The sequence below is a fragment of the Streptomyces sp. GS7 genome, assembly GCF_009834125.1.
Lineage (GTDB): Bacteria > Actinomycetota > Actinomycetes > Streptomycetales > Streptomycetaceae > Streptomyces.
Genome location: NZ_CP047146.1, coordinates 5,115,395 through 5,127,624, shown reverse-complemented (window position 1 = coordinate 5,127,624; position 12,230 = coordinate 5,115,395). Strand labels below are relative to the sequence as shown.

The 12,230-nt window shown below is 72.2% G+C and carries 7 protein-coding genes; 1 reads left to right on the top strand and 6 read right to left on the bottom strand.

The features are described 5' to 3' along the window. Nucleotides 1-22 precede the first annotated feature (22 nt). From GR130_RS22695 to GR130_RS22670, 6 genes are all read right to left on the bottom strand, one after another. On the bottom strand, nt 23-1,144 hold the full coding sequence (locus tag GR130_RS22695; protein WP_159506393.1) for a tyrosine-protein phosphatase: 1,122 nt from the start codon (nt 1,142-1,144) through the stop codon (nt 23-25). A gap of 98 nt (nt 1,145-1,242) precedes the next feature. Continuing rightward, nucleotides 1,243-6,474, bottom strand: coding sequence for a type I polyketide synthase (locus tag GR130_RS22690; RefSeq protein ID WP_159506392.1), 5,232 nt, complete (start codon nt 6,472-6,474; stop codon nt 1,243-1,245). Nucleotides 6,475-6,555: 81 nt separating this feature from the next. Continuing rightward, nucleotides 6,556-6,747: a ferredoxin gene (locus GR130_RS22685; protein ID WP_159506391.1), complete on the bottom strand. Its 192-nt coding sequence runs from the start codon at nt 6,745-6,747 to the stop codon at nt 6,556-6,558. Nucleotides 6,748-6,826: 79 nt separating this feature from the next. Continuing rightward, nucleotides 6,827-8,068, bottom strand: a complete 1,242-nt coding sequence (locus GR130_RS22680; RefSeq protein ID WP_159506390.1) for a cytochrome P450 — start codon at nt 8,066-8,068, stop codon at nt 6,827-6,829. 29 nt (nt 8,069-8,097) lie between these two features. After that, nucleotides 8,098-9,156, bottom strand: a complete 1,059-nt coding sequence (locus tag GR130_RS22675; RefSeq protein ID WP_159506389.1) for a DegT/DnrJ/EryC1/StrS family aminotransferase — start codon at nt 9,154-9,156, stop codon at nt 8,098-8,100. A 399-nt stretch (nt 9,157-9,555) separates the two neighbouring features. Continuing rightward, a complete protein-coding gene (locus GR130_RS22670) occupies nt 9,556-11,163 on the bottom strand; it encodes a GMC oxidoreductase (RefSeq protein WP_159510150.1) in 1,608 nt (535 codons plus the stop codon). 539 nt (nt 11,164-11,702) lie between these two features. Between GR130_RS22670 and GR130_RS22665 the strand changes: the two genes are divergently transcribed. Then, nucleotides 11,703-12,230, top strand: coding sequence for a hypothetical protein (locus tag GR130_RS22665; protein WP_159506388.1), 528 nt, complete (start codon nt 11,703-11,705; stop codon nt 12,228-12,230).

Below are 12,230 nucleotides of genomic sequence, written 5' to 3'. Positions count from 1 at the left end.
CGCTGTTGCCCCACGGCGCCGATCAGTCGGTGAGCAGTGCCTCGCGCAGCCGCTCCAGGTCCTGCTCGTTCAGGCCCAGCCCGTCCCGCAGATACCCGTCGAAGGTGCCGAAGCGGGTCATGACCTGGTCGAAGCACGCGTTGAGGTAGGCGGCCCTGCAGTCCAGGAGCGGCTTGAGGCGGGCGGCCACCGCGGGGGGCTGCTCGGCGAGGGCGGCGGCATTGCTCGCGGCGAGGTAGTCGTTGGTGGCCAGGTAGTCCCGCATGACCGTGTCACGGTCCACGCCGAGGGCCGTGAGCAGGGCGGCGGTGGCCCAGCCCGTACGGTCCTTGCCGCGGTCGCAGTGGTAGGCCAGCGCGTGGGAGCCGGGGTCGTTCGCGTGGCGGAACAGCGAACGGTAGGCGTCGAGCGCCGGGGGATCGGCGACGAGCCCCCGGTGAGAACGGATCATCATCCGCTCGACCGTCCGGGCCGCGGCGGGGAGCCGACCCGTGCCGTGCCCGCCGAAGGGATCGGCCGCGACATAGCGCGCGCCCGCGGGTACGCGGTCCGGGGTCGTGGCGCGCTCGCCGGGTGTGCGCAGGTCGAAGTCCGTCCGGATGCCCAGCCGCTGGAGCTTGGCGAGGTCGGCGTCGGTGAGGGCGTGCAGGTCGTCGGCGCGGTACAGCACGCCCATCCGCACCCACCGGCCGTCGATGGTGCGATACCCGCCCGCGTCGCGGAAGTTGGCGGCACCCTCCAGGCGGAGCGAGCGGTCGGTGAGGGTGAGCGGGGCGCCCTGGTCGGGGACGAGACGGAACCACCGGCGGTCGGTGGTGGGCAGTCCGCGGACGGTGACGTCGTCCTCGGCGCGGCCGTGCGCCACGGCCCGGTCGTCGGCATAGACGGTCACCGAACCGACGCCGGGCGCCTTCCAGGACACCAGGAACGAGCCGTCCTCCTGCTGGGTCACCGTGGCGTCGGTGAACGGGATCCCGTGCGTGGGGAACGGTGCCTGCGGCGCGTGCCGGCTCGCTCCGGTGGGCGTGCCGAGGGGATCGGCCGAGGCCAGGGGCGGCGTGACCCCCACTGCCGATATGGCCGCCACGAACGATACGGCGATGCGGCGGGCGGTCAGCGCCGCCGCCGGGGAATGGGAGTTCATGCCGGGACCATACGGGCCGAAACGGCATGGAATTATCTAGTGTTGGCGAGGTGGGTGGTGGAGGCGGGTGCCCCCGGAGGCCCTGCACCCACCACTCGTCAACTCTCCGAGTCCATCAGCCGGAACAGTTCCTCGTCGCTGACCGATGCCAGGTCCAGCGCCGTGTGGGGAGTGCCACCCGTGTCGGCGCCCGTACCGCCGCGGCTGCCCGCCGTCACCGCCCGCAATCGCGTCACCGTCTCCGCCGAGAACTCCGCACCGGCCGCGAGCAGGGACTCCAACGCGGCCACGGCGGCGGCCACATCGCGCGCGGGGGTGGCCGGTGGTGCGAGGCGTTCGCGGACGAGACGGGCGACGGCGTTCGGCGTGGGGTAGTCGTAGACGAGCGTGGCGGGCAGCCGCAGATCCGTGGCTTCGATCAGGCGGTTGCGCAGTTCCACCGCGTTCAACGAGTTGATGCCCAGCCCCTTGAACGTGCGGCTGCCGTCCTCGTCGGGCGGCTCCTGGCCGCCGAGTGCGGCCGAGGTCTCGGCGAGGACCAGGGCAAGTACGAGCGCGTCCTGCGCGGTGTCGTCGAGACCGGACAGGCGGGCCCGAAGTGCCGGCGGCTCCGCACCGGCCGCCGTACCGTCGGCGGCATCCGCGGCGCCCGCGATGCCCGGGGCGCCCGCGACGGCGGTCCGACCCGCGGGGCCCACGGGAACCGGCGCCAGCCAGAACCGCCGCCGCTGGAACGGGTACGTCGGCAGGGCGACCGGCCGGGCCCCGGGGAGCACCGCGCCCCAGTCGACGGGAACGCCGTGGGCGTGCATCCGGGCGACGGCGGTGAGCAGGGCGTGCTGCTCCGACACTCCGGTGCGCAGGCTCGGTACCACGGCGGCCCCGGGCTGCGGGTCGGCCGACTCCAGGCACTCGTCGATCATCGGTGTGAGCGCCGGCTCGGCCCCCAGCTCCACGAACCCGGCTACGCGCTCGTCCCGGAGCCGGTCGATTGCGTCCTTGAAGCGCACGGACTGCCGCACGTGCCGCACCCAGTGGTGCGGGTCGCACGCCTCCTCGCCGGTCAGCGGCCGGCCGGTGACGGTGGAGACGAGAGGAACGGAGGGTGCGGCGAAGGACAGCGTGCGGACGACCTCGCCGAACTCCTCCAGCATGGGCGCCATCAGCGGTGAGTGGGGCGCGGTGCTCACCATGAGCCTGCGGGTCTTGTGGCCGGCGGCGGCGAGTCGTTCCGCGAGCGCGGTGAGCGGGGCTTCGGCACCCGAGAGCACGAGGGAGTGCGGGCTGTTGACCGCCGCGATGGCGACGGAGTCCGTCAACTCCGCCAGCCACGGGGCGACGTCGGCCTCCGTGGTGCGCACCGCCAGCATCGCGCCGCCGGGCGGCAGCGCGCCCATCAGCCGGCTCCGGGCCGCCACCAGGGTGCACGCGTCCTGGAGGCCCAGCACGCCCGACACATGGGCGGCGGAGATCTCGCCGACCGAGTGCCCCACCAGGTGGTCGGGGACCACGCCCCAGGACCCGAACAGCCGGTAGAGGGCGACCTGGACGGCGAACAGCGCGGGCTGCGTGTAGGTGGTGTCGTCGAGGAGGGCCGCCTCCTCGGAGCCGGGAGCCGCCCACATCACCGAGGTCAGCGGCCGCGCCAACAGCGGATCCAGCGCGGCGCACACCTCGCGCAGCGCCTGCCCGAAGACGGGGAACGCCTCGGCCGCCTCGCGCCCCATGCCGTTGCGCTGGCTGCCCTGCCCGGAGAAGACGAAGGCCAGCCCGCCCGGTGCGGAACCGTGCAGTGCGACGCCCGCGGCCCGCTCGCCGCGCCCGAACTGAGCAGTCGTGGACAGTAGTTGGGTCCGGTCGGAGCCGCTGACGACGGCCCGGTGCTGGTGCAGGGAACGGGTGGTGGCCAGGGCGTGGGCGACGTCCTGGGCGCGCAGACCGGGGTCGGCGGCCACATGCTCGGCGAGGCGCCGCGCCTGCGCGCGCAGCGCGGTCCGGCTGCGGGCGGACAGCACCCACGGCGTGGCGCTCCCACCGGCCGGCTCCGGGGCCCCGGCCGGGGAGGACGCGGACCGTGCCTCCTCCGGCACCGCCTCCGCCTCCTCGCCCGGCGCCTCCTCCAGGATCACGTGCGCATTGGTGCCGGTGAGCCCGAACGAGGACACCCCCGCCCGGCGCGTGCGTCCGTCCTCCCGCGGCCAGGGCCGTGCCTCGGTCAGCAGCCGTACCGCACCGGCGGACCAGTCCACCTTGGTCGAGGGGGTGTCCACGTGCAGCGTCCTGGGCAGGACGCCGCGGTGCAGCGCAAGCACCGTCTTGATGACCCCGACGACCCCGGCGGCGGCCTGCGTGTGCCCGATGTTCGACTTCACCGACCCCAGCCACAACGGCCGTTCTCCGGATCGTCCTTGGCCGTACGCGGCCAGCAGGGCCTGGACCTCGATGGGGTCGCCCAGCGGAGTGCCGGTGCCGTGCCCTTCCACGGCGTCCACGTCCTGCGGCGCCAGCCCGGCGTCGGCCAGGGCCTGGCGGATGACGCGCTGCTGTGCGGGCCCGCTCGGCGCGGTGAGCCCGTTGGAGGCGCCGTCCTGATTCATGGCGGAACCGCGTACCAGGGCCAGGACTCGGTGGCCGTTGCGCCGGGCGTCGCTCAGCCGCTCCAGCAGCAGCAGTCCCGCGCCCTCCGACCACGCGGAGCCGTTCGCGGCGTCCGCGTACGCCATGGAGCGGGAGTCGGGGGAGAGCGCGCGCAGCCGGGAGAAGTGCGCGAACGGCGCCGGGTTCGCCATGACGGTGACGCCGCCGGCCAGCGCCAGGTCGGTCTCGCCCGACCGCAGGGACCGGCAGGCCAGGTGCAGGGCGACGAGGGAGGACGAGGAGGCGGTGTCGACCGTCAGCGCGGGGCCTTCGAGCCCGTAGGTGTAGGCGATGCGCCCCGAGATCGCGCTGCCGGCGGTCCCGGTGATGAGCATGCTCTCCCACGCGCTGGGCGCGGCGGACGCGCTCGCGCCGTAGCCGCGGTCCATCGCGCCCGTGAACACGCCGGTACGGGTTCCCCTCAGCGACACCGGGTCGATGCCCGCCCGCTCGAAGGTCTCCCAGGCCGCCTCCAGAAGCAGCCGCTGCTGCGGATCGGTCGCCGTCGCCTCCTGGTCGGACAGGCCGAAGAAGCCCGCGTCGAAGTCGCCCGCGTCGTGCAGGAAGCCGCCCTCGCGCGCGTAGGAGGTGCCCGGGCGGTCGGGGTCCTCGTCGAAGAGTCCCGCCAGGTCCCAGCCGCGGTCGTCCGGGAACGGGGACATCGCGTCGGTCCCGCCGGCGAGCAGGTCCCACAGGGCCTCGGGGGAGTCGGCTCCGCCCGGCAGCCGGCAGGCCATGCCGACGATCGCCACCGGGTCGGCGCCGTCCGCCGGGACCTGCCGCGCCGGCTCGTGGGCCGGCTCCTCCTGCTCGACCAGTACGCCCGCGACGGCCCGCGGGGTGGGGAAGTCGAAGGCCAGGGTGACCGGGAGCGGCAGCCCGGTCTCCTCCCGCAGAAGATTCCGCAGCCGCACCGTGCGAATGGAGTCCAGGCCGAGCTGGCGGAAGTCCGCGTCGGGGGAGAACGGCACGGCCGTGCCGGCCTTCCCCAGCACCCGGCCGACGCAGTCGCGGACCAGTTCCAGCGCCTCCTCGACCATGTTCGGCGGGACCGCGCCGAGCCGGGCCGGAACGGGCACCGCCGCAAGGTCGGCGAGCCGCCGCTTGAGCGCCGTGCGGTCCAGCTTCCCGGCGGGGGAGAGGGGGAGTTCGCGCACGGTGACCAGTTCGAGGGGGATCTTGTGGTCGGCGAGCCCCTGCCGGCGCAGGAACGCGGTCACTTCGCTCAGGCCGATGGTGCGGTCCGTGCGGTCGCTCACGACCAGGCACGGGTACTCGCCGAGCCGGTCGTCCGGTGCGCCGACCACGGCCAGCGGGCCCAGGCCCGCGAGGCCCGCGAGCAGCCCCTCGACCTCGGTGGCGGGGAACTTCCGGCCCCCCGTATTGATCAACTCGGCTGCCCGGCCGTGCAGCACCACCAGGCCGTCCGCGCCGATGGCCGCGAGGTCGCCGGTCCGCAGCCAGCCGTCCTCGGTGAGGGCCGAGCGCGTCAGCTCCGGCTCGCGGAAGTAGCCGCGGAACAACCCCGGTCCCCGGTACTGGAGTTCCCCGGTATCGCCCGGCGCCCGCACCTCGCCGCGCTCGTCGACGACTCGCAGTTCCACGCCGCGGACCGGCCCTCCCACGCTGCCGTCGGGATCGTGGGCCCGGGTGCGGGTTCCGGTGCCGACCTCCGACATCCCCCACACCACGACCAGTTCGCTGTCGAGGGCGGCGCGCACCCGTGCGGCGAGCGGGGGCGCGACGGCGGCCCCCGCGGTACGCACCTGGCCCGGCGCGAACCCCGCCCGCTCGCCGGTCCTGTCCAACCACGCGACGACGTCCAGGAGTTGGGTGGGGACGGCGAAGACGACACGGGGGTCGTGCGCCCGTGCCAGTGCCAGGAAGCGTTCCACGTCCCAGTGGGTCAGCAGGACCTGCCGACAGGCGGCGAACAGCGCCGCGTGCATGGCCTGGAGGCCGAACAGATGGGTCATCGGGCAGGCCGTGAGGACCGTGCCGGTGAAGGCGTCGGCGGCCTCGGCGGTGACGGCCGCGGTGTTCGACAGCAGACCGTGGTGGCTGTGCACGCACAGCTTGGGCCGCGCCGAGGTCGTCCCGGACGAGGGGATCAGGACGAGCGGCAGGTCGGGGGTGACGTTCACCGGCCGGGGTCCGCTCCCCGCCCAGGCCGCCAGCAGACCGGTCAGCGATCCGACCCCCGGTTCCTCGGCCCGTGCCTCGGCCGCCCCGGTCAGCAGCACGCCGCGCAGCGACGGTACGCCCTCCAGAAGCGAACGGGCCGTCGCCAGGTCCTGGCTCCCGGAGGCCGACAGGACGAGGAGGACGGGTTCCGCCCGGGTCAGCAGCGCGCGGACCTCCGGGGTCGTGGTGCCCTCATGGACGGGCAGCAGCACCGCTCCGACGGCTGCGACGGCCAGGTGCAGGGTCTGCAGCTCCCAGCAGTTCGGCAGCCGCACCGCCACCACGTCGCCGGGCGCGACGCCCGACTCCTGCAGCCCGCGGGCCAGCGCGTCGACGTCCGCCCGCCACTGCGCCCACGTCCACGAGCGGTCCCCGTCGACGACGGCCACCGCGTCGGGGACGGATCCCACGGCGGTCCGGAACACCTCGGGCAGCGTGCCGCCGCCCGGTACATCCGCCGCGCCGGTGGGCGGCTGGATCGCGTAGTCATCTGTGTGGACGGGCACCATCGCTCCCGGATCTCAAGCATTCTCGTCGGTCGTGGGGGACACGCCGGGGTTCGAAAGACGGGCTCCCGCCCGCATCGGGCGTCAGCCCTCGTGCACCGTGATCGCCTGGGACGGGCACAGGGCGGCCGCCAATCGGCCCGCGGACTCCTGGTCGGCGCCGGGCTCGGCGAGGAGGGTGACGAGCCCGTCCTCGTCCTGGTCGAAGAGGCGGGGCGCGTTCAGCACGCACTGGCCCGCCCCCACGCAGCGCTCGGGGTCAACGGTGATACGCATGTCGATGTCTCTCCTGGGGTGGGGTGGGCCGCCCGGCGACCGGTGGCCCGGCGCCGCCGGGCGGACGGGGCCGGGGCGGCTACCAGCGGACGGGCAGCTGGTGCAGCCCGTAGAGCACGCCGTCGTACTTGATGCCCAACCTGTCGAGGGGCACGTCGAGTTGGAGGTTCGGGATGCGCTCGAAGAGCTTCCGGTAGGCGACCTCCATCTCGACCCGCACCAGGTTCTGCCCCAGACACTGGTGCACGCCGTACCCGAACGCCACGTGCGAGCGGGCGGACCGCGACGGGTCGAACGCGTGGGGGCAGGCGAAGACGTCCTCGTCGTGGTTGGCCGCGGCGACCAGGGGAATGATGCCCTCGCCCGCCTTGATGAGCTGCCCGGCGATCTCCACGTCCTCGACTGCCACCCGCAGGGACACGATGTCGGCGACGGAGTGGAAGCGCAGCGTCTCCTCCACGGCCCGGTCGTCACCGATCCACTGCGGGTTCGTCAGGAGCGTGACCACGCCGAGCGCGATGTTGTTGGCGGTCGTCTCGTGGCCGGCGATGAGCAGCAGCATCAGCACGCCGGACAGCTCGTGGGGCGCGATCGAGCCGGTGGCCAGCAGCCGCGTGATGAGGTCGTCGCCGCCCCACTTCTGCTTGATGTCCACCAGTCGGCTGATGTAACGCAGGAGGTCCTTGGTGGCGGCCATCCGGTCGTCGTCGGTCGCGGTGCGGAGGGAGACCAGCACGCGGGTCCGCGACTCGAAGAACTCGCGGTCGGCGGGCGGCACACCGAGCAGCGAGGAGATCACCAGGGAGGGGATGGGCAGTGCGAAGTCGGCGACGAGGTCGGCGGTGTCGCCCGCGGCCAGCATGGCGTCCAGTTGCGCGTCCACCGTGCGCTCGATCGCGGGCCGCATCGCGCGCACCCGCCGCACGGTGAACTCCGGGATGAGGGCCTTGCGGAACCGGTCGTGCTCGGGGGAGTCCATCCCCACGAACCAGCCCGGGATCTGGTCCTGTGTGGGCACTCCGCCGGTCGTGCCGATGTTGGGGAAGCCCTCGTGCGCGGGGTTGGAGCTGATCTCGGGGCTGGTCAGTACGGTGCGTACGTCCTCGTGCCGGGTGACCAGCCACACCCGCCTGCCGTCGGGCAGGTGCGAGAGGACCAGTCCCTCGTGGTTGCGGTAGTCGGCGTAGTGGGGCGGCGGGAACGGCACGCCGGGCCGGCGCAGCGGCAGGTCGACGACCAGCGGATCGGTCGAGTCCGTGGCCGGGGCTGTCCCCGCCGCGACCGGGCAGGTCTGCGGCGCGGCCGGGTCTGTGGGCGTCATGGGTCGGAATCCCCTCTCGAACGGACCGGTCAGCCGGCGCCGTAGAACGCGCGGACCCGGTCGATCACGAAGTCCTGGTCGGCGGCGGTCAGTCCGGTGTGCGTGGGAAGGTAGAGGCCGTCCTCGGCGAACGTGTTCGCCTTGAGCGAGGGCCAGTCGGGGTGGAGGTACATGGGCTGCCGGCTCATCGGCTTGAAGAACAGCCGGGTCTCGATCGACTCGTTCGCCAGGAACTCCCGCAGTTCCTCCCGGCGTTCGGCCCGCAGGTCGTACATCCACAGCACGTCCCTGGGCGGCATCAGCGTGATACCGGGAACTCCGGCGAGCCCCTCGTCATAGCGCCGCTCGATCTCCCGCCGCGCTTCGAGGATCTCCTCCAGCCGCTCGACCTGGGCGAGGGCGACGGCGGCCTGCATGGCCGTCATGCGGAAGTTGTAGGCGACCTTCTTGTGCAGGAAACTGTGGTCCTTGGTGAAGGCCATGGCCCGCAGATGCGCCAACTGCCCTGCCAGCCTGGGGTCGTCGGTGAGGCAGATGCCGCCCTCGCCCGCCGTGATGATCTTGTTGGCGAACAGCGAGTAGCAGGCGATGTCCCCGACCGGACGGACGCCGTGAGCCTCGGCGCTGTCCTCCACGACCCGCAGGTTGTACTGGTACGCGATGTCCATGATCGCGTCCATGTCGCAGCGGCGGCCGTAGATGTGGACGGGCATGATGGCCTTCGTCCGTGGGGTGATCTTCTCCTCGATGAGGGCGATGTCGATGTTGAGGTCGTCCGCGCAGTCGACGAAGACGGGGGTGGCGCCGGTGTAGGTGACCGCCCACGCCGAGGCGACCATCGTGAACTCCGGAACGATCACCTCGTCACCGGGGCCGATGCCCAGCGCCCGCAGCGCCAGCGTGAGCGCCGCCGTCCCGGACGAACAGGACACGCCGTGCGCGACCCCGTTGTAGTCCGCGAAGGCGCGCTCGAACCGCCCGACCATCGGGCCCTGGGACGAAATCCAGCCGTCCTCGACGGCACCGGTCAGATACTCCAGCTCTCTGCCGTCCAGAGCGGGCCTGGACACGGGGTACTTGAACGACATCCGCTGCTCTCCCTTGTCTTCCTCGTGGTCCTGGTGCGTGCGTGGTGCTCGTGCGGCCTCATGCCGGGGCAGGGGTCGGACGTGTCGGGATCGGCTCGGCCGCGGTCCCACGGCCGCCCACCGCGCGCTCCGACCACCTGGCTCGCCTCGGACGGGCCGGACACCGCCGGGGGCCGCCCCCTCTTTGATCTCACGCCACCCACCGGAAAATCCTTAGACCCCGTGCGAGGGCCTTCGCGACAGGGACGAACCGGCCCTCCGCACGAGGGGAGAGCCGGAACGTCCGCCGCACCCGCCGCCGATCCGGACACCAGCTCCCGCAGCGCGACCAGCACATCGGATCGCCGCCCGCACCGGCCCGCTCCGCGGCGGCGGAAGGGGCCGACCGTAACGTGCGTACTAGCGCGCGGTCTTGACGTCCTTCGCGATGATCTGCTCGATGTTCCGCTCGGCCAGCGCCGTGATGGTCACGAAGGGGTTGACCCCGATGGAGCCCGGTACGAGCGCGCCGTCCGTGACGTAGAGGTTGCGGTAGCCCGCGACCCGGCCGTAGAGGTCGGTGGCCTTGCCCAGGACGCAGCCGCCGAGCGGGTGGTAGCAGAAGTCGTCGGCGAAGTTCTTCAGCTGCGGCCCGAACAGGTCGTAGCGGTACATCGTCGTGTTGGCCGAGTTGATCCGGTCGAAGAGCGACTTCGCGGCGTTGACGGCGGGCGTGTTCTGATCCCGGGTCCAGCGCAGCACGGCCCGGTCGCTTGCCTTGTCGTAGACGAAGGTGCCGCGCTCGGGGTTCTTGGTGATCGCCAGGTAGAGGCTGACCCAGGTCTCGATGCCGGCCGGCATCGGCGCGATCTCCGCGAAGACCGGGGCGGCGGGGTTGTCCCAGTCGTCGATGCCCAGCGCGGGGATCGACGACTGGTGGGCCCCGGTGGGGTTCCAGACATGGTTGGCCCGGCCGGTCATGATGTTGCCGTTGGGACCCCAGCCCGCGCCGACCTCGGCGTTGAGGTCGGGCAGTGTGCCGGTGTCCCGGGCGCGCACCAGCAGCTCGGTGGAGCCGAGGCTGCCGGCGCCGAGGAACAGGTGGCGGCAGGCGATCTCCTTGTGGGCCACGGTCTTGCCGTCGGCGTCGATCTGGTCCACGGACAGCACGTAGTTGCCGTCCGGCTGCTGACGGATCGCCTTGACCTGGTGCAGGGTCTCGATGGTGACCTTGCCGGTGCCGAGCGCAGCGGCCAAGTAGGTCTTGTCCAGGCTCTGCTTGCCGTGGTTGTTGCCGTAGATGACCTCGCCCGCCAGTGCCGACTTGGGCGCCTCACCGGCCGCCTCGCGCCGCATGTGGTCGAAGTCGTAGACGTTGGGGACGAAGGTGGTGCCCAGGCCCGCCTTGACCGCCTGTTCGCGCGAGACCCGCGCGAACTTGTACCACTCCGTCTCCTCGAACCAGCCCTTGTCGATGTGGTTCACCTTGAGCATGGCGTTGGCGCGCGGGAAGTACCGGTCGTACATCTCGGCGACATCCACCCGCGGGAGGACCTCCTCGAAGTACGAGCGCTTCGGCACCACGGCCATGCCGCCGTTGACCAGCGAGCCGCCGCCCACCCCGCGCCCCACGTACACCGACATCTGGTCGAAGTGCACCTTGTCCAGCACGCCCGCGTACGGGTCGATGTCCCGGTTGATCACGTCCAGCCACAGGAACGACCCCAGCGGGGCCTCGGTGCGGTGCTTGAACCAACTGGAGCGGCGGTCGGGCTTGAGCATGCCGCAGAAGATGTTGCCGTCGTCGGCGGGTTTGTTCCACAGCTGGCCCATCTCGAGCATGAGCGTGGGAACGCCGGCCTCGCCGAGCCGCAGCGCGGACACCGCGGCGCCGTAACCCGTACCGATCACCACGGCCGGTACGAACGAGCCGCTGTCGGCCCGCGGACCGCGCTCGTCGGCGGCCGCACGCGGGGCGGCGGAAATCGTGGTCATTCCGGCGACGGCGGCGCCGCTGAGGGCGGCCATTCCGAGCAGACGCCGCCGTGACAGATGCTGGTTCTCGAACACGCTGGTAGTACCCGACCTTCGCAGAAAGGAGCCTTCCCCGCAGGGCTGTTCCGCGGGGCCGTCCCGGTGGGAACCGCGAGCCGTGTCCATCAGCCCGTGCCGCCGCGCGCCATCATCCTGATCACGAAAGACTGGGGGAAATGCCAGTGATTCGGGGGTGACCGACCGGAGAGCGACGAGGCCCTCCGGAACGGTGGCCACCAAGGGCCCTTCCTCGGCTGCGGAAAGGCCCGTGCCCGTTGGTGCGCCGGCCGCTCGTTCGGTGGGGCCTCGGCCGACCCACCGGGCACCTGGAGGGACATTGAGGCGGAGGTCCGCGACGTCATCGTCGTGCCTCGCATACGGGCGTGAAGGCTCGCGTCGAGAGGTCGTCAACGGAACGTTGAACGCCGCTCCCTAGCGTCTCTGGTGCATCAATCACCGATCAACGGCAAGGTGGGGCAGGCATGTTGTTCCGTACACGAGTCAAGGGAAAAGTTTCTTCCCTGTGCGCCGGGGTGAGCAAGCCTCGGCGGCGGGCCGCGGTCATGGCCGGGGTGCTCGCGAGTGTGTCCGTGGTGGCGCTGGGGACGGCCTCCGCGGCGTCGCAGGGTTCGGGCAGGTCGACGACGGCCGCCGTGCAGGCGGTTCCGGCGACCGACTCGGTGCGTGAGCACTGGCAGCCGCCGACGCACCAGAGCCCCGGGGACCCCGCGATCAACACCAACTACCCGATCAGTGAGGTGTCGCCGGCGCAATACCGCGGCTGGTGGTACCAGTCCCACCTCACCGGCATCGACGTGACATGGATGACGCCCTCGGGGCGGGATCCGTACGACGGCTGGGACTGGATCGAGATCCTGGACAGCAAGGGCAATCGCATCACGTGGGACTGGGCCTGCGGCAACGCCCACTGCGGCTCGTACGGCTCGACCATGATCGGAATGTGGATGAACAAGGGCGAGGAGTACAAGGCCCGCTACTGGAGCGACGGAGGCCGGGTCACCAAGGGCCACCTGCAGGCCGAGTCCGACTTCTGGGCCTGA

Bases quoted from the DNA above. Each gene is read 5' to 3' on its own strand.
- GR130_RS22695 (WP_159506393.1), bottom strand. From the start codon at position 1,144: ATGAACTCCCATTCCCCGGCGGCGGCGCTGACCGCCCGCCGCATCGCC.
- GR130_RS22690 (WP_159506392.1), bottom strand. From the start codon at position 6,474: ATGGTGCCCGTCCACACAGATGACTACGCGATCCAGCCGCCCACCGGC.
- GR130_RS22685 (WP_159506391.1), bottom strand. From the start codon at position 6,747: ATGCGTATCACCGTTGACCCCGAGCGCTGCGTGGGGGCGGGCCAGTGC.
- GR130_RS22680 (WP_159506390.1), bottom strand. From the start codon at position 8,068: ATGACGCCCACAGACCCGGCCGCGCCGCAGACCTGCCCGGTCGCGGCG.
- GR130_RS22675 (WP_159506389.1), bottom strand. From the start codon at position 9,156: ATGTCGTTCAAGTACCCCGTGTCCAGGCCCGCTCTGGACGGCAGAGAG.
- GR130_RS22670 (WP_159510150.1), bottom strand. From the start codon at position 11,163: ATGGCCGCCCTCAGCGGCGCCGCCGTCGCCGGAATGACCACGATTTCC.